We start from the raw sequence: 16,235 nt of genomic DNA, 5'->3' as shown, positions 1-16,235 counted from the left end.
CCGCACCAGGCATGAATAGCATTCACAGGCAGGTTCCCCCTGCCTGTTTTTTATTATCCCCTATCACGTTTTCTCTTTTATTACGTTGGCGGCAATAACGATGCTTCCATCACCGCACGCCGCCGGCGATCATCGGCAGCAGGTACTGATTAGGGTAATGCCGCGTAATCCCGCGCTGATGTAGCTGCCGGTTTACTTTCTCTACATCATGATGGCGGCGATCTAGCAGCAGCCCGACCACGCTGCCGCTGTGCGCCACATTCAAGCCGTAAAGGCCGTTGGCTTCGACCACATCCAGTAAATCGTTAAAGGCCGGTTTGATGAGCAGTCGCTGGCTGGCGATGGCGCTGAGAGCGCAGGCTTCCCCCAGCCGGTGGCGATCTTCCGCGGCAACCGCCGAGCGGAACAACCGCCAGGCGCGCTCCAGCTCGCCGGCGTGATGCAGCAGAGCTTGCCGCCGATCGAGACGGTGATAGTCGGCGGTGTCCAGCGTTTGCGGACTTTCCAGCAGCAAAATATCAATAGCCGGCGGCCAGCCGCAGGAAATGGCGGTTTCAGCGGTTTGATGATCAAACAGCGTAAGCTGGCGAAACAGGGTGCTGTCGGTTGGCTCCAGCCGCACGCATAGCGCGGCGAGGGCCGCTTCATCCAGCGTTTCGCCAAGATGACGGGCGGCGGCCAGCGCGGTGGCGGCAATATCGGCGGTGCTGCTGGCCATTCCTTTGGCTACCGGAATGGTGGAAGTAAAGTCAATGTGCAATCCGCGCGTCATATCCGTGGGGTGACCGAAATGCGCGACTACCGTTTCCAGCATGCGCCGCATTCGCGGGCGTTCATGCAATCCCGGTTCGCCATCCGTAACCGACACGGTGCTGAACCATGCCACCGGACAGGAAATCAGCTTCTCGCCGCCGAGGATCCAGCCCTGGATCAGTTCGCCGCAAGAGGCGGGGCAACGCGCTTCAGCCATGGCCGAAAACCTGATGCAGCGCCGTAATCAGCCGTCTGTTGTCGGCGTCGCTTTTAATGGCGACCCGATAATGGCTAGAGGTTAGACCGGGATAGTTGGCGCACGATCGGATCAAAATACGGTGTGCCAGCAACGCTTGCTGAAGGGCGATTTCCGGTCGCAGACACTGGAGAAAAATATAGTTGGCCGCCGGCCGCCAGACGCGAAGCTCGGGCATGGCGCACAGTTCCTGATAGAGACAGCGCTGCGCCTCGGCCAGCCAGCGGTGCGTCGCCGCGATATAGGCGCGGTCGTCCAGAATAATTTCCCCGGCCAGCGCGGCGAACGCATTGATGGTCCACGGTTCGCGCGCGCGTTTCATCGCGCTGATGGCGTCCCGATCGCCGCTGACCAGATAGCCGAGACGCAGGCCGGGAATGGCGAAAAATTTGGTCAGCGAGCGCAGAATATAAAGCTGAGGGAATGCGGATAGGTGCGGGATAAGCCCCGGCGCGCCGGGCAGAAAGTCGATAAAGGCTTCATCGACGATCAGCGCGGTTCGCCGCTGCTGGCAACGCTCGGCGATGGTCAAAAGCAACTGGGGATCGGGCATCAGGCCGGTCGGGTTATTGGGGGTGGCGATAAATAGACAGTCATAGTGCGTATTGTCCAGCGCCGCCAGCAGCCGCTCATCGGGCTGAAAGCCATCCGCTTCCGTCATGGCGTAATCGTCAATCACACAGCCGGCTCGCTGCAACGCGCGGCGGTACTCGGCAAATCCCGGCGTCAGCAGCAGCGCCCGGCGTGGTTGAAGATACTGCGCTACGGCATAAATCAGCTCGGTAGCGCCGTTACCGGCGATAATATTGCCGGCCTCACAGCCGTGAACGCGGGCAAGCGCAGCGTGCAGCTTGCGGTATTCCACATCGGGATAGCGCTCGGCGAATTCAAGCTGGCTGACTATCGCCGCTTTTAGCGATTCCGGCATGCCCTGCGGATTGATATTGGCGCTGAAGTCGATAATGTCGTTGGCATCCACGCCGATTTTTAATGCCATTTCCAGTATATTGCCGCCGTGTTCGCTCATGATATCGCTATATTCCTCAGACTGCCGACAAGCCCATTATCGCCGCTCTGCGTAAACGCATTCCACGGCCGATTGCCGGCATCAGAGTACCATAAGCGAGGGGATGGCGGTTAACGCCAGGCGTTCCGGCGCGAAGGCCAGTACCGAACTGAGCCGCGTCATTTCGCCGATGACGATGAATGCGGGCGCGCCCAGATTTGCCAACGTTGAGGCTTTCGCCGTCGTCAGGCGCTTTCGCCGGTAAGTGGGATTGTTTGCTGAGCAGGTAGGCGATTACTCGCCCCATCCCTGGGGAAAGCCTTTCAGCAACGTGAAAGCTGACGGGGATAAATAATCAACTCTGGAAACTCTGTTTCAGAGAAGCCATTTCAATCACAAAGCGGTAATGCACGTCACTCTTCAGCATGCGCTCGTAGGCGGTGTTGATATCCTGCATGTTGATCATCTCAACGTCACAGCTAATGCCGTGTTCGGCGCAAAAGTCCAGCATTTCCTGTGTTTCTTGAATACCGCCAATCAGGGAGCCGGCAATGTTCTTACGGCCCATGACCAGCAATCCGCTGTGTACCGTCGGTTCAATCGGCTCAATCAGCCCGACCAGGATCAGCGTGCCGTCACGCGCCAGCGTGGCCAGATAGGGATTGAGATCGTGCTGCATCGGCACCGTATCAAGAATGATATCGAAAGTGTTGGCGGCGGTTTTCATCTGCGCGTCATCGGAGGAGATGATCACGCGGTCCGCGCCCAGGCGGCGCGCTTCCTGCTCTTTGCCTGGCGAACGGGTGAATAGCGTGACTTCAGCCCCCATGGCTTTGGCAAACTTTAGCCCCATGTGTCCCAGTCCGCCCAGACCGACAACGGCGACTTTATCGCCCGGTCCGACATTCCAGTGGCGCAGCGGCGAGTAGGTGGTGATCCCGGCGCACAGCAACGGCGCGGCGGATTTCATATCCAGCTTATCGGATAGGCGCAGCACGAATTTATCGGAAACGACGATACGCTCGGAATAGCCGCCGAAGGTCGGCAGGCCATCGTGACGGTCGACCGCGCCGTAGGTCAGAGTCATACCTTCTTCACAATACTGTTCCAGGCCGTCTTCACAGGCGTCACACTGTTGACAGGAGTCCACCATGCAGCCGACGCCGACCCAGTCGCCTTGTTTAAATCGCGTGACTGATTTACCCACGCCAACGACCTTGCCGATGATTTCATGTCCGGGGACGAGGGGGTAATGGCTGTTTTTCCACTCGTTGCGCGCCATATGGATGTCGGAATGGCACACGCCGCAATAAACAATATCGATGATTACATCATCTTCTCGCGGATCTCTGCGGACAAACTGATGTGGAACTAACGGGCTGGCGGCATCAAGCGCAGCAAAACCACGTATATTTTGCATTCGATTTTCCTCTCCATTTATTGCACAACATCAAGGGATTGAATCCTGGATCCAGTATGATGCATATCTTGATTAATGGGGGTATGAATTTGTGATGAGTTCCTACGGCATGGTTGAGCGGCATAACGGACGATGACAAAATTTTGCTATTTGGCCTTCGTCATACCGGCCTGAATAGCGAGGATTTTCGCGATGAAGAGAACAATAATTTGTTATTCCGGCGCGAAAAGGGGCATCGTTAAAAAATAAAGTTCGCCATTTTTTTGCTATGAAAGGGCTATATTGAGTTTGAGCGCAAAGCGATCTTATAAACTTCATCCTTATGAATACCGCCGTCGTCATCCCTGAGTCGGCAGGCGGGAATGACGACTATTACCTTATGTAAAAATATATAACAGATATATAAACGTTAATGTGGTGTTAATAAAAAGATAAAAGTGAAATAGCCATGATATCGCTGTCAGGTAAGAATCTTTTCAAATGATTCTGCTGGGAAGGGGGTGAAATTCCCCCGCAGCCCCCGCTGCTGTGATGCCGACAACCCCGTAAAAGCCACTGATCGTATGATTGGGAAGGCGCGGGGGAGGTTGACGCTAAGCCAGAAGACCGACCTGACAGTCTGTATGTATATATTCAACTCCTTCGGTGGGAAGCGGGTTGTCATCCGATGCGTGCATCAGCGATGCTGGCTGCGCGTACTCTTGTGACACTGCATTTCCCGGCCGAAACGTCGGGATTTTTTATGTCAGGCTTCAGTGAAAAAAAACCGGATCGGACCGGGACGGATAAAAAAGCCTTCGTGATCGCCGGCACCGGCAGCGGCTGCGGCAAAACCACCGTCACGCTGGGGCTTCTGCGGGCGCTGATGCGGCGCGGGCTTGCCGTCCAGCCCTTCAAGGTCGGGCCGGATTATCTGGACAGCGGCTGGCACAGCGCGGTATGCGGCGTAGCTTCCCGCAATCTGGACGCCTTTATGCTGCCGCCGGCAACGCTAAACGGTTTATATAACCAGCATATGCGTCATGCCGATGTAGCGGTAATCGAAGGGGTGATGGGGCTGTATGACGGTTACGGCGCCGATCCGGACTATTGCAGCACGGCGGCGATGGCGAAGCAGCTGGGGTGCCCGGTGATTTTGCTGGTGGACGGCAAAGCGGTATCGACGTCGGTGGCGGCCACCGTGATGGGTTTTTGCCGTTTCGATCCGGCGTTGACCATCGCGGGCGTGATTGTTAATCGCGTCAGCTCGGCGCAGCACTACGCGCTTATTCGCCACGCCATTGAACACTATTGCGGCATCCCGGTGCTGGGGCGGCTGCCGGTCATGGAAGAGGTGACTTTGCCTTCCCGTCACCTCGGTCTGATCCCGGCGCAGGAACAGGCTAATGACGATCTCCGCTGGCGGCAGTTGGCCCGGCAGGTGGAAGAAACCATCGAAGTAGACCGTCTGCTGGCGCTGTGCGGCAACACGGTATTCCCCGACGGCGAAGCGCCCGCTTTGCCGGCGCCCGAACTGGCCGACGGTCTGACGCTGGCGCTGGCCGATGACGAAGCCTTCAACTTTTACTATCCGGACAATCTGGATCTGCTGGAGCAGGCCGGGGTACGTATTCAGCGTTTCAGCCCGCTTTACGATCGCCAGCTTCCCGACTGCCGGATGATTTATATCGGCGGCGGCTATCCGGAAATCTACGCGCCGCAGCTGGCGGCCAATACCGCGATGCACCGCGCCCTGCATCGGGCGCATCAGCGCCGGATCCCGCTGTATGCCGAATGCGGCGGCCTGATGTATCTGGGATCGGGGCTGACTACCCCTGATGGACAGCGTCATGCCATGACGGGGATTCTGCCCGGCGAAAGCCGGATGGGAAAACGGCTGACCCGCTTTGGCTACTGTCAGGCGCAGGCGAAGCAGGATACGCTGCTGGCGGCGGCGGGCGAGATCCTGCGCGGTCATGAATTCCATTACTCCGATTTTTCCACGTCGCTATCTCCCGTCTTCGACTGCGCCAAATCCCGCGACGGCGCCGTGATCCAGCAGTGGCAGGGCGGTTATCAGCTCGATCAGACCTATGCCGGCTATCTGCATATTCATTTCGCCCAGCGTCCCGGCGTGCTCGATCGCTGGCTTTCCGCCGCCCGGAGGCCGCTATGACCTTGACGCTGGCGGCCTGGCTCGTCGCTTTTTTACTTGATTATTGGCTGGGCGATCCCCCGCATTGGCCGCATCCGGTGCGCTGGATCGGCAATCTGATCGCCTGGCTGCAACGGGGCATTCGCGCCTGCTGCCGCAGCGAACGGGCGCTTAAGCTGGGCGGCGGATTGCTGTGGCTGGCCGTGGTGGGCATCGCCTGGGGAGTCAGCTGGGGCGTTTTGGCGCTGCTGACGGCGATCCAGCCGTGGCTCGGCTGGCTGGCGGAAGTGTGGATGATTTACACCTGTCTGGCGGGGCGTTGCCTGAGCGATGCGGCGCTGGCGGTTCATCAGGCATTGCGGCACGGAACGCTGGAAGAGAGCCGCCGACAGCTCTCATGGATCGTCGGGCGCGATACTTCGCAGCTTGAAAAACCGCAAATCACCCGGGCGGTGGTGGAAACCGTGGCGGAGAACAGTATCGACGGCGTGATTGCGCCGCTGTTTTTCCTGCTGCTGGGCGGCGCGCCGTTGGCGATGGCCTACAAAGCGGTGAATACCCTGGATTCGATGGTGGGTTACAAAAATTCGAAGTACCGGTCGATCGGCTATGTTTCCGCCCGGATGGACGATCTGGCGAACTATATCCCCGCCCGGTTGGGGTGGCTGCTGCTGAGCGCGGCGGCCTGGCTGCTGAAGGATGATTACCGGCAGGCATGGCGCATCGGCTGGCGCGATCGTTATCAGCACTCCAGCCCCAACTGCGCCTGGTCGGAAGCCACGGTAGCCGGCGCGTTGGGGGTACGGCTTGGCGGGCCGAACAACTATTTCGGCGAGCGGGTGGAGAAACCCTGGATCGGCGATGAACGCCGGGAGATTACCCTGAACGATATCCCGCGCAGCATCAATTTGATGAAGGTCGCTTCCTTACTGGCCTTGATGCTGTTTAGCGCCGCGTATTTTCTGCTGTCGGTCATGACGGCATAAGGAACGGACACATGAACTATCTTCAGCAGCCGCAGGACATCGAACGGCAAAGTTTTGTCATTATCGGCGACATCATCGCCAGCGAGCGGCCCGATTACCGTTTCGCCGATGCGGATCGCGAAGCGATCGTTAAGCGGGTGATCCACACCACGGCGGATTTCGACTGGCTGGACACCCTGCATTTCTCGCCGGAGGTGGTGACGCGGATCGCCGACGGCCTGCGCGCCGGCTGCACGCTGTACACCGATACCACTATGGCGCTGTCGGGCATCAATAAAACGCTGCTGGCGAAACTGGGCTGCGAGTGCCGCTGCTTTATCAGCGATGCGCGCGTGGTCGAGCGGGCGAAGGCCGGGAATATGACGCGCTCGATGGCGGCGGTGGATGTGGCGCTGGAAGAGCCGGGCAGCAAGCTGTTTGTGTTCGGCAATGCGCCTACCGCGCTGTTCCGGCTGTTGGAACATTCCGCGGAAAAACCGGCCTCGGCGCTGGCGGTTATCGGCGTGCCGGTAGGGTTTGTCGGGGCGGCGGAGTCGAAGGAGGCGCTGATCAATAGTGCGCTGCCGTGCATTGCCGCGCGCGGCCGCAAGGGCGGCAGCAATGTGGCGGCCGCCATCGTCAATGCCGTTTTGTATCGCATGCGGGAGGAACGGTGAACGCCGATTCGCAAAAGCCGGCAATGACGCTGGACAGCGTCTGGCGCAACGGCAAGCAGTACCGTAAAGGCTACACCACCGGCTCATGCGCGACCGCCGCGGCCAAGGTGGCGGCGCTGATGGCGCTGCGCCAGCAGGTGATCGATCAGGTTTCCATCGTCACTCCCTCCGGCGTGACGCTGTATCTCAACGTCGAACAACCGTTGATTGAAGGCCGGCAGGCGACGGCGGCGATCCGCAAAGACGGCGGGGACGATGTGGACGCCACGCACGGCATGCTGATTTTCGCCCGCGTCACCCTGTGCGATCACGGCGATATTCATATTCGCGGCGGGGAAGGCGTGGGCACCGTCACGCGTAAAGGCATTGGCCTGCCGGTCGGCGGCCCGGCGATTAATCGCACGCCGTTGCAAACCATTGAAGCGGCGGTGCGCGAGGCGATCGGCCCGACGCGCGGCGCGGAAATAGAAATTTTCGCCCCGGAAGGCGAAGAGCGGGCGAAGAAAACCTACAACGGACGCCTGGGGATCCTCGGCGGGATCTCCATCATCGGCACTACCGGCATCGTGACGCCGATGTCGGAAGAGAGCTGGAAACGCTCGCTGGCGCTGGAGTTGGAAATGAAGCGCGCCGACGGCGAAGATCGGGTCATTCTGGTGCCCGGCAATCACGGCGAGCGGTTCGTGCGCGAACAGCTTGGGCTGGATGGACAGCGGGTGGTGACCATGAGCAACTTTGTCGGCTACATGTTGCAGGAAACCGTGCGGCTTAAATTCCGCCATGTGGCGTTGATCGGCCATCCCGGCAAGCTGGTCAAGGTGGCGGCGGGGATTTTCCACACCCACAGCCATATCGCCGACGGGCGCATGGAAACCCTGATCGCCAATCTGGCGCTGATGGGCGCCTCCCAGGATGTTTTGCTGGCGGTCAATCAGTGCGATACCACCGAAGCGGCGATGGAAGTGATTGCGCAACACGGCCTGCAGGCGGTGTATCACCGCATCGCCGGGCGCATTTGCGAACGGGTAAACGAGATGATGCGCTTCTCCAACGATCCGCCGTGCGTCGACGCCATTCTGTTCTCGTTTGATAACCAGGTGCTGGGAGCCAACCGGCCGCTGGCCGATATCGTGGAGGCGCTGCGATGATTGTGGTGGTGGGCATTGGCCCCGGTTCTCTGGCGCATCTGACGCCGCAAGCGCGGCAGGCGATCGCCGCCGCCGACATCCTGGTCGGCGGGGCGCGTCATCTGGCGCTGTTTCCTGACTTTACCGGCCGGACCCGCAAACTGGATGCCGATATCGACGGGCTGCTGGCGTGGCTTGAAGAGCATAAATCCCGTCAGGTGGCGGTGCTCGCCTCCGGCGATCCCTTGCTGTACGGCATCGGCAAGCGTCTGTCCGCCCATTTCGCCGCGGATGAACTGCTGATCGTGCCCGGCATCAGCGCCGTGCAGTATCTGTGCGCCCGCGTCGCGCTGGATATGAATGATATTTATCTCGCCAGCAGCCACGGACGCACGCCGGATTTCGATTGGATCCTGCAACACGACAAGGTGGCGATGGTGACCGACAAAACTATCGGGCCGCGGGCCATCGCCGACGCCATCCTGCAACGAAACCTGACGCGCACGCTGATTATCGGCGAAAACCTGTCGCTGCCGGATGAACGTATCCATCGCCTGCCGCCGGAGAAGGTGGCGCAACGCTATGACATGAATGTGGTGGTGATCCTCAATGAATGACGATGAATTTTTGCGCGGCCAGCGGGTGCCGATGACCAAAGAAGCGGTGCGGCTGCTGGCGCTGGAACGGCTGGAACTGACGGGCGCTCAGCGCCTGATTGACGTCGGCGCGGGCACCGGCAGCGTGTCGCTGGAAGCGGCGCTGCGTTTTCCGCATCTTCAGGTGACCGCGATTGAACGCAATCCGGCGGCGCTGGCGCTGATTGAAGAGAATCGCCGGCGGTTCGATTGCGGCAATGTGGAGATTATCGCCGGCGCGGCGCCGTTACCGCTGGAACTGATGGCGGATGCGGTATTTATCGGCGGCAGCGGCGGACAGCTGACGGAACTTATCGACTGGTCTTTGGCGCATTTACATCCCGGCGGCCGACTGGCGCTGACCTTTATTCTGCTGGATAACCTCAATACGGCGCTGACGCATTTGCAGTCGCTGAATGTCGCGTCGCTGGCGTGTATGCAACTCCAGGTTTCGTCTCTGACGCCGCTCGGCGGCGGTCATTATTTTAAACCGAATAATCCTACCTATCTTATTTCCTGCTGCAAGGAGGGAACACATGTCTGAGTATGAAGAGACACAGCAACAGGCTACACAACAGCGCACGTTTGATCCCCGCAAAATCTGGTTTGTGGGCGCGGGGCCGGGCGACCGCGAGCTGATTACGCTTAAAGGCTACCGTTTATTGCAGCAGGCCGACGTAGTGATCTACGCCGGATCGTTGATTAACACCGAGCTACTCGACTACTGCCGGCCGCAGGCGGCGTGTTACGACAGCGCCGGGATGACGCTGGAGCAGATTGTATCGCTGATGGCGGATAGTTCGCGCGCGGGCAAGCTGGTGGTGAGACTGCAAACCGGCGATCTTTCGCTGTACGGATCGATCCGCGAGCAGAGCGAAGCGCTGGCGCAACAGAATATCGGCTTCGTTTCCGTTCCCGGCGTGAGCGCGTTTCTGGGCGCGGCGGCGCAGCTCGGCGTGGAGTACACCGTGCCGGAAGTGGCGCAGAGTCTGGTGATCACCCGTATCGAAGGGCGTACGCCGATGCCGCCGCTGGAACAGCTGGAAGCCTTTGCCGCACACCAGACATCAATGGCGATTTTCCTGTCGGTACAGAATATCGGCGGGGTGGTGGAGCGGCTGACCGCCGGCGGTTATCCGGCTACCACGCCGGTTGCGGTGGTGTACAAAGCCACTTGGCCGGAAAGCCGCACGGTACGCGGCACGCTGGCCGACATCGCGGAACGGGTGCAGGCCGCGGCCATTCGTAAAACGGCGCTGATTCTGGTCGGCGCCTTCCTGGGCGATGAATACCACTATTCCAGACTCTATGACGCGGAGTTTAGCCATGAATACCGTCAAGCCTGAATCGATCGCCGTTTTCTGTCTGACGCCCGGCGGCGTGCGTTTGGCCCGGCGCTTGCAAACGCATTTGCCGCTGACCTGTTTCACCAGCGAAAAGCTGCTGGAGCCCGGTTTCACGGCGTTTAACGGCAGCTTCGGCGACACGCTGCGCGAAGCGTTCAAAAGCTATAGCGCGCTGATTGTGGTGGGCGCTACCGGCATCACGGTGCGAGCCATCGCGCCGCTGGTCAGCGATAAGATGACCGATCCGGCCGTGGTGGTGATTGACGAGCAGGGACGGCATGTTATCAGCCTGCTCTCCGGTCATGTCGGCGGCGCCAACGCGTTGACCCGCTATCTGGCGGGGGTGCTGGGCGCCGATCCGGTGATCACCACCGCCACGGATGTCAATCAGATGGCGGCGCTGGATACGCTGGCGGTGCGGCTGGATGCGGAAATGCAGGATTTTCGCCATGCGGTGAAAGTGGTGAATCACATGCTGGTCAGCGATCGCAAGGTCGGCCTGTGGTGGGATGAGCCCTTGCGTGAAGCGCGGTCAAGCTGCGATGTGCGCGGTTTTATTTCGGTGGAGAGTCTGGAGTCGTTGCCGCCGCTGGATGCGCTGGTGTGCGTTACGCTGCGCGACGCCTTGCCCGAACTTCCCCTGCCGACTTTCAAGCTGGTGCCGAAGCGCGTGGTGGCGGGCATCGGCTGCCGCCGGGCGACCTCGTTGCAGACGCTGGTTGCGCTGCTGTCGCAGCAGCTGGCGGAAAACCATTTTGATCCGCTGGCGTTGCGCGCCATCGGCAGCGCCGCCATCAAGCGGGATGAACCCGCGTTGAACCAGTTGGCGCAGCGCTGGCGGGTTCCCTTCGAGTTGTTCAGCGTTGATGAGCTCAGCCCGCATGAACAACGCTTTCCCGCTTCTGAATTTGTACGCCGAACCGTCGGCGTCGGCAGCGTTTCACAACCGGTCGCCTGGCTGATGAGCGACGGCAAGCTGGTCGGCAATACCCTGCGTCAGCAGGGGGTCACCATTACCCTGGGAGTATCGCATTAATGTTAACCGTAATCGGCATTGGGCCGGGCAGTGAATCTATGATGACGCAGGAGGCCATTGCCGCCATCCGCGAGGCGGACATCGTGGTGGGCTACAAAACCTATACCCATCTGGTGAAGCCGTTAACCGGCGATAAGCAAGTGATCAAAACCGGCATGTGCAAGGAGATCGAACGCTGCCAGACGGCTATCGATCTGGCGCAGGCCGGCCAAAATGTGGCGCTGATCAGCAGCGGCGACGCCGGCATTTACGGCATGGCCGGGCTGGTGCTGGAACTGGTCAGCCAGCAACAGTTGGATCTGGAAGTCCGACTGGTGGCCGGCATCACCGCCAGCATCGCCGCGGCGTCATTGCTGGGCGCGCCATTAATGCACGATTTTTGCCATATCAGCCTGAGCGATTTGCTGACGCCGTGGCCGGTGATTGAAAAACGCGTCGTTGCCGCCGCGCAGGCCGATTTTGTTATCTGTTTCTATAATCCGCGCAGCCGCGGCCGCGAAGGGCATCTGGCGCGGGCGTTCGAGCTGATGAGTCCCTGGACCGCGCCGCAGACGCCGGTTGGCGTGGTTAAGGCCGCCGGACGTAAGAAAGAGGAAAAATGGATCACCACGTTCGGCGAAATGGATTTCACGCCGGTGGATATGACCAGTCTGGTGATCGTCGGCAATAAAACCACCTATTGCCGCGACGGACTGATGATCACCCCGAGAGGCTATGCGCTGTGAGCGGCCCGGCTATCCATGTTTTCGGCGGCACCAGCGATGCCCGGCTGATTTGTCAGGCGCTGGATGCGGCGGGCGAAGCCTATCGCCTGTCCGTCGCCACGGAAACGGGAAAACAACTGGCGGGCGACATCGCCGGCGAAGTGGTGGTCGGACGCATGGATCAGGACGCGATGGCGGAGTACCTCGCCGCGCATCGGATTCGCTGGGTGATTGACGCCTCCCATCCTTACGCCGATGTGCTGCATCACAACGTGGCCGCCGCTTGTAGCCGGCTGCGGCTGCGGCTGACCCGCTATCAGCGCCCCAGCGACATTGACGCCATCGATCATCCGCTGCTGCATAAGGTGGATAGCCTTGACGCGGCCTGCGCGATCGCCCGCCGGCTTGGGCCGCGGGTGCTGTTGACCACCGGCAGTAAAGATCTGGCGCAGTACCGGCGGAATTTGCCGGATAAGTATCTGCTGGTTCGGGTATTGCCGACCTCCGCGGTATTGGCGCAGTGCGAAGCGCTGGGGCTGGGCGTGGAGCAGATTATCGCCCAGTGCGGGCCGTTTGGCGCGGCGTTTAATCAGGCGCTGTACGAGCACTGCCGGCCCGATGCGATGATCACCAAAGAATCCGGCGCGCCGGGTGGCTATCAACAAAAGGTCGCTCCTTGTCTGGCGTTGAATATTCCCTGCATCGTGATATGCCGCCCGGTCATAACAGACGACGCCGCGCCAGCGGAACGCATCGCTTCGCTGGATGCGTTCCTTGAGCAGTTGTCCTGCTGGCGGGCGCAACGAGGATCATAAAATGAAAAAAGCACTGTTGATTATTAGCTTTGGCACCAGTTACCCGCAAACGCGGGAAAAGAATATCGATGCCTGCGAACGGTTTTTGTCGTCCTGTTACGGCGATCGCCGCCTGTTCCGGGCTTTTACGTCGGAAATGATTATCCGCAAGCTGCGCGAGCGCGACGATGTGCGGATTGACAACCCCGCTCAGGCTTTGCAACGGCTGGCGGATGAAGGCTATCAGGATGTGGCTATCCAATCGCTGCATGTGATTAATGGCGATGAATACGAAAAAGTGGCGGCGGAAGTGCGCGCCTATCGTTCGCGTTTTCAACGGCTGGCGCTAGGCGCGCCGTTGCTCAGCAGCTTTGATGACTACCAGCAGTTGATGAACGCGCTTCAGGCGCAGATGCCGCCGCTGGCCGCCGATGAACGGGTGGTGTTTATGGGGCACGGCGCCAGTCATCACGCGTTTTCCGCCTATGCCTGTCTCGATCACCTGATGGCCTCGCGCAACTTTCCGGCGCTGGTGGGCGCGGTGGAAAGCTACCCGGAAGTCGGTCACATCGTTCAGCGTCTGCAACGGCAGGGCATACGCAAGGTTCACCTGATGCCGCTGATGCTGGTGGCCGGCGATCATGCCATCAACGATATGGCCTCGGACGACGAGGGCTCGTGGAAATCGCAGTTGGAAGCGGCGGGAATCGAAACCTGTTGCTGGCTGCAAGGGCTGGGAGAGAACCCGCAAATCCGCCAGATGTTCGCCCGTCATCTTGACGCGGCGCTGAATGATAAACAGCAGGAGGCGGCGTAATGACCGGCAGACTGTATGCGTTGGGCGTCGGCCCCGGCGCCAGCGATTTGATCACCGTGCGCGCCGCCCGTTTGATCGGCAAGCTCGATATTCTTTATGCGCCGGCTGGGCGCAAAGGCGGCGATAGTCTGGCGCTCTCCATCATCCGGGAATATTTGTCGCCAAAGACGGAGATCCGCACCAATCACTTCCCCATGAGCGCCGATAACGCGGAGAAAGAAGCGGTCTGGGATGATATCGCCCGGCAACTGACGGATGAGGTCGCAAACGGCAAGCAGGTCGGGTTTATTACCCTCGGCGACGCGATGTTATTCAGCACCTGGGTTTTTCTGTTGGCGCGCATCGGCCGCCAGCCGTGGCTGGAAATTGTGCCGGGCGTGACCTCGTTTGCGGCGATCGCCGCGCGTTCGGCAATGCCGCTGGCGATGGAACAGCAGTCGCTGGCGGTAATGCCCTGTACCGCGCCGCAAGCGGATCTGGAGCAAGCGCTGTTGACCCACGACTGCGTGGTGCTGATGAAGGTCTATGGCCGTTTCGCCGAGGTGCGTTCGCTGCTGGCGCGTCTGGATCTGTTTGAACACGCTCTGCTGATGGCCGATGCCTCGCTGCCGGGCGAACAGTGCTGGCGGCGGCTGGATCAGGTAACCGATGACCAGCCGCTGCCCTATTTCTCCACGATCCTAGTGAATAAGCAGTGGCGCAGCGAATGACGGCCGCAACCCGCTTGCAGGGGGCAATGACGGCTTTATCGCGCACGCAATATTCTCCGATGCGGCATATCCCACTTATGGAGAACCTTCATGGGGAGAGCGGAAGCAAAAAATGGGTAATTCCGCAATAAAATGCAATAAACGATAGCCTGTTAAGGGGTAATCAATGGAACAACAATTAAAGAAACTCTCGCTATCCGGTCTGGCGGCGGCGCTGCTGCTGATGTCGGCGCCGCAGGAAGCGTTCGCCATGCACATCATGGAAGGCTTTTTGCCGCCGCTGTGGGCGCTGGCCTGGTGGGCGCTGTTTCTGCCGTGCTTGTTCGCCGGGCTGGTGCGTTTGCGCAGGATCGTGAGTGAAGACAGCAACCAGAAAGTCCTGCTGGCGCTGTGCGGCGCGTTTATCTTTGTCCTTTCCGCCCTGAAAATTCCGTCGGTGACCGGAAGCTGCTCGCATCCGACCGGCGTCGGTCTGGCGGTCATTCTGTTCGGTCCCACCGTGGTGGCGGTGCTGGGGGCGATCGTCCTGCTGTTTCAGGCGCTGTTGCTGGCGCACGGCGGTCTGACGACGCTCGGCGCCAACGGCATGTCGATGGCGGTCATCGGGCCGGTTGTCGGCTATCTGGTATGGAAATTGGCATGTAAAGCCGGGGTCCGCCGTGATGTCGGGGTATTTCTGTGCGCCATGCTGGCCGACCTGGCGACCTATCTGGTGACGTCGCTTCAACTGGGCGCGGCCTTTCCCGATCCGCAACTGGGCGTCGCCGCGTCGATGCTGAAATTCATGGGCATCTTCTGTCTGACGCAGGTGCCGATCGCCATCGCCGAAGGGCTGCTTACCGTGATGATTTACGACCAGTTGACGAAACGCCAGCTGATTCATGCCGGGAGTCACTAAATATGAAAAAGAATTTAATCCTGTTATCACTGGTTATCGCGCTGGTGATCCTGCCGTTTTTTATCAATCACGGCGGCGAATACGGCGGTTCCGATGGGGAAGCGGAAACGCTGATTAGCCAAACCGCGCCGGATTACCGGCCCTGGTTCCAGCCGCTGTATGAACCCGCCAGCAGCGAGATTGAAAGCCTGCTGTTTACTTTGCAGGGATCGCTAGGCGCGGCGGTGATTTTTTACATTCTTGGTTATTACCGGGGTAAGCGCAGCGGCCATGCTGGGAATTGACAAACTAAGCTATCAGGGGCGCTGGCGGCAGGTCGATCCGATGCGCAAGCTGGCTCTGTATGGGCTGTTTCTGCTGCTGGCGATGACCTGCCCGCCGCTGTATCAGGCGCTGTTGCTGGTGTTTATCGCCGCGCTGACCTGCTGGCTGCTGCGGGTCGGCCCGCTGCGTTATCTGAAATGGCTATCGGTGCCGCTGGGGTTCTTGTCGGTGGGCGTGGCGGCGATAGTGCTGTCGGCGTCACGCCAGCCGGAAACGCTGTGGTGGGGAATACCTCTGGGATCGTTTTGGCTGGGCATCGATGCGCAGGGATTGCATACGGCGAATCAGACCTTCTGGCGCAGTTTGGCGTCGCTGGCGGCGACCTTCTGGTTCGTGCTGAATACGCCGTTTCCGCAGTTGATTCAGATCCTGCAACGCTGCCGGGCGCCGAAGCTGCTGACGGAACAGATCCTGCTGACCTGGCGCTTTATCTTTATTTTTCTCGATGAAGCGCTGGCTATCCGCCGCGCGCAGTCGCTGCGTTTTGGCTATTCGTCGCTGGGCAGCAGCTATCGCTCGCTCTCCATGCTGATCGGAATGCTGTTCATGCGGGTGATGATGCGTTACCAGCAGATGGTGATTTCGTTGGAGATCAAACTGTACCAGGGAGAGTTCCATCTGTGAGAAGAGAAT

General features: G+C 59.8%; 19 protein-coding genes and 1 riboswitch. Of the genes, 15 read left to right on the top strand and 4 right to left on the bottom strand.

Annotated features, from left to right (window positions below; all coding sequences use genetic code 11):
• Positions 1-109: 109 nt before the first annotated feature.
• The 4 genes from HC231_RS16065 to HC231_RS16055 all read right to left on the bottom strand — a co-directional run bounded on the left by HC231_RS16065 (position 110) and on the right by HC231_RS16055 (position 3,435).
• The gene (locus tag HC231_RS16065; RefSeq protein ID WP_208227749.1) at positions 110-970 is read right to left on the bottom strand and encodes a GHMP family kinase ATP-binding protein; all 861 of its coding nucleotides are present in this window, start codon (positions 968-970) and stop codon (positions 110-112) included.
• Entirely contained in the window at positions 963-2,036 is a 1,074-nt protein-coding gene (cobD, locus tag HC231_RS16060) for a threonine-phosphate decarboxylase CobD (RefSeq protein WP_208227748.1), read from the bottom strand. Before cobD ends, HC231_RS16065 begins: the two co-directional genes overlap by 8 nt.
• Before the next feature lie 81 nt (positions 2,037-2,117).
• Positions 2,118-2,240, bottom strand: coding sequence for a hypothetical protein (locus tag HC231_RS24165; RefSeq protein ID WP_281397334.1), 123 nt, complete (start codon positions 2,238-2,240; stop codon positions 2,118-2,120).
• A gap of 130 nt (positions 2,241-2,370) precedes the next feature.
• Positions 2,371-3,435 carry an NAD(P)-dependent alcohol dehydrogenase gene (locus HC231_RS16055; RefSeq protein WP_208227747.1) on the bottom strand — a complete coding sequence of 355 codons (1,065 nt, stop codon included), beginning with the start codon at positions 3,433-3,435 and terminating at the stop codon, positions 2,371-2,373.
• A gap of 445 nt (positions 3,436-3,880) precedes the next feature.
• A riboswitch (cobalamin riboswitch) is annotated at positions 3,881-4,064 on the top strand.
• Positions 4,065-4,177: 113 nt separating this feature from the next.
• Here HC231_RS16055 and HC231_RS16050 point away from each other — a divergent pair.
• From HC231_RS16050 to HC231_RS15980, 15 genes are all read left to right on the top strand, one after another.
• A complete protein-coding gene (locus tag HC231_RS16050; protein WP_246494544.1) occupies positions 4,178-5,590 on the top strand; it encodes a cobyrinic acid a,c-diamide synthase CobB in 1,413 nt (470 codons plus the stop codon).
• A 2-nt stretch (positions 5,591-5,592) separates the two neighbouring features.
• Complete coding sequence (gene cbiB / locus HC231_RS16045) at positions 5,593-6,555, top strand: adenosylcobinamide-phosphate synthase CbiB (protein WP_208231374.1); 963 nt, start codon at positions 5,593-5,595, stop codon at positions 6,553-6,555.
• 11 nt (positions 6,556-6,566) lie between these two features.
• The gene (locus HC231_RS16040) at positions 6,567-7,211 is read left to right on the top strand and encodes a cobalt-precorrin-8 methylmutase (protein WP_208227745.1); all 645 of its coding nucleotides are present in this window, start codon (positions 6,567-6,569) and stop codon (positions 7,209-7,211) included.
• 23 nt (positions 7,212-7,234) lie between these two features.
• On the top strand, positions 7,235-8,359 hold the full coding sequence (gene cbiD / locus HC231_RS16035) for a cobalt-precorrin-5B (C(1))-methyltransferase CbiD (protein ID WP_208231373.1): 1,125 nt from the start codon (positions 7,235-7,237) through the stop codon (positions 8,357-8,359).
• Entirely contained in the window at positions 8,356-8,955 is a 600-nt protein-coding gene (locus tag HC231_RS16030) for a cobalt-precorrin-7 (C(5))-methyltransferase (RefSeq protein ID WP_208227744.1), read from the top strand. The genes cbiD and HC231_RS16030 overlap by 4 nt, the downstream gene beginning before the upstream one ends.
• Complete coding sequence (locus tag HC231_RS16025; protein ID WP_208227743.1) at positions 8,948-9,517, top strand: decarboxylating cobalt-precorrin-6B (C(15))-methyltransferase; 570 nt, start codon at positions 8,948-8,950, stop codon at positions 9,515-9,517. Before HC231_RS16030 ends, HC231_RS16025 begins: the two co-directional genes overlap by 8 nt.
• A complete protein-coding gene (locus HC231_RS16020) occupies positions 9,510-10,319 on the top strand; it encodes a cobalt-precorrin-4 methyltransferase (protein WP_208227742.1) in 810 nt (269 codons plus the stop codon). The genes HC231_RS16025 and HC231_RS16020 overlap by 8 nt, the downstream gene beginning before the upstream one ends.
• Positions 10,300-11,355, top strand: a complete 1,056-nt coding sequence (gene cbiG / locus HC231_RS16015; RefSeq protein ID WP_208227741.1) for a cobalt-precorrin 5A hydrolase — start codon at positions 10,300-10,302, stop codon at positions 11,353-11,355. The genes HC231_RS16020 and cbiG overlap by 20 nt, the downstream gene beginning before the upstream one ends.
• Entirely contained in the window at positions 11,355-12,080 is a 726-nt protein-coding gene (locus HC231_RS16010; RefSeq protein ID WP_208227740.1) for a precorrin-3B C(17)-methyltransferase, read from the top strand. Before cbiG ends, HC231_RS16010 begins: the two co-directional genes overlap by 1 nt.
• Positions 12,077-12,874 carry a cobalt-precorrin-6A reductase gene (locus HC231_RS16005; RefSeq protein WP_208227739.1) on the top strand — a complete coding sequence of 266 codons (798 nt, stop codon included), beginning with the start codon at positions 12,077-12,079 and terminating at the stop codon, positions 12,872-12,874. Before HC231_RS16010 ends, HC231_RS16005 begins: the two co-directional genes overlap by 4 nt.
• Position 12,875: 1 nt before the next feature.
• Positions 12,876-13,670, top strand: coding sequence for a sirohydrochlorin cobaltochelatase (gene cbiK / locus HC231_RS16000; protein WP_208227738.1), 795 nt, complete (start codon positions 12,876-12,878; stop codon positions 13,668-13,670).
• Complete coding sequence (locus tag HC231_RS15995; protein WP_208227737.1) at positions 13,670-14,380, top strand: cobalt-factor II C(20)-methyltransferase; 711 nt, start codon at positions 13,670-13,672, stop codon at positions 14,378-14,380. The genes cbiK and HC231_RS15995 overlap by 1 nt, the downstream gene beginning before the upstream one ends.
• A 166-nt stretch (positions 14,381-14,546) precedes the next feature.
• Entirely contained in the window at positions 14,547-15,278 is a 732-nt protein-coding gene (gene cbiM / locus HC231_RS15990; protein WP_208227736.1) for a cobalt ECF transporter S component CbiM, read from the top strand.
• 2 nt (positions 15,279-15,280) lie between these two features.
• Complete coding sequence (locus tag HC231_RS15985) at positions 15,281-15,562, top strand: energy-coupling factor ABC transporter substrate-binding protein (RefSeq protein ID WP_208227735.1); 282 nt, start codon at positions 15,281-15,283, stop codon at positions 15,560-15,562.
• Positions 15,549-16,226, top strand: a complete 678-nt coding sequence (locus tag HC231_RS15980; protein ID WP_208227734.1) for an energy-coupling factor ABC transporter transmembrane protein — start codon at positions 15,549-15,551, stop codon at positions 16,224-16,226. The genes HC231_RS15985 and HC231_RS15980 overlap by 14 nt, the downstream gene beginning before the upstream one ends.
• Positions 16,227-16,235 lie beyond the last annotated feature (9 nt).

Origin of the sequence: Brenneria izadpanahii (assembly GCF_017569925.1) — a bacterium.
Classification (GTDB): Bacteria; Pseudomonadota; Gammaproteobacteria; order Enterobacterales; family Enterobacteriaceae; genus Brenneria; species Brenneria izadpanahii.
This window is presented reverse-complemented; position numbering and strand designations above follow the sequence as displayed.

What these genes read in the sequence shown, in the direction of transcription:
- HC231_RS16065 (WP_208227749.1), bottom strand. Translation starts at nt 970, where the DNA reads ATGGCTGAAGCGCGTTGCCCCGCCTCTTGCGGCGAACTGATCCAGGGC.
- cobD (WP_208227748.1), bottom strand. Translation starts at nt 2,036, where the DNA reads ATGAGCGAACACGGCGGCAATATACTGGAAATGGCATTAAAAATCGGC.
- HC231_RS16055 (WP_208227747.1), bottom strand. Translation starts at nt 3,435, where the DNA reads ATGCAAAATATACGTGGTTTTGCTGCGCTTGATGCCGCCAGCCCGTTA.
- HC231_RS16050 (WP_246494544.1), top strand. Translation starts at nt 4,178, where the DNA reads ATGTCAGGCTTCAGTGAAAAAAAACCGGATCGGACCGGGACGGATAAA.
- HC231_RS16040 (WP_208227745.1), top strand. Translation starts at nt 6,567, where the DNA reads ATGAACTATCTTCAGCAGCCGCAGGACATCGAACGGCAAAGTTTTGTC.
- cbiD (WP_208231373.1), top strand. Translation starts at nt 7,235, where the DNA reads ATGACGCTGGACAGCGTCTGGCGCAACGGCAAGCAGTACCGTAAAGGC.
- HC231_RS16030 (WP_208227744.1), top strand. Translation starts at nt 8,356, where the DNA reads ATGATTGTGGTGGTGGGCATTGGCCCCGGTTCTCTGGCGCATCTGACG.
- HC231_RS16025 (WP_208227743.1), top strand. Translation starts at nt 8,948, where the DNA reads ATGAATGACGATGAATTTTTGCGCGGCCAGCGGGTGCCGATGACCAAA.
- HC231_RS16020 (WP_208227742.1), top strand. Translation starts at nt 9,510, where the DNA reads ATGTCTGAGTATGAAGAGACACAGCAACAGGCTACACAACAGCGCACG.
- cbiG (WP_208227741.1), top strand. Translation starts at nt 10,300, where the DNA reads ATGAATACCGTCAAGCCTGAATCGATCGCCGTTTTCTGTCTGACGCCC.
- HC231_RS16010 (WP_208227740.1), top strand. Translation starts at nt 11,355, where the DNA reads ATGTTAACCGTAATCGGCATTGGGCCGGGCAGTGAATCTATGATGACG.
- cbiK (WP_208227738.1), top strand. Translation starts at nt 12,876, where the DNA reads ATGAAAAAAGCACTGTTGATTATTAGCTTTGGCACCAGTTACCCGCAA.
- HC231_RS15995 (WP_208227737.1), top strand. Translation starts at nt 13,670, where the DNA reads ATGACCGGCAGACTGTATGCGTTGGGCGTCGGCCCCGGCGCCAGCGAT.
- cbiM (WP_208227736.1), top strand. Translation starts at nt 14,547, where the DNA reads ATGGAACAACAATTAAAGAAACTCTCGCTATCCGGTCTGGCGGCGGCG.
- HC231_RS15985 (WP_208227735.1), top strand. Translation starts at nt 15,281, where the DNA reads ATGAAAAAGAATTTAATCCTGTTATCACTGGTTATCGCGCTGGTGATC.
- HC231_RS15980 (WP_208227734.1), top strand. Translation starts at nt 15,549, where the DNA reads ATGCTGGGAATTGACAAACTAAGCTATCAGGGGCGCTGGCGGCAGGTC.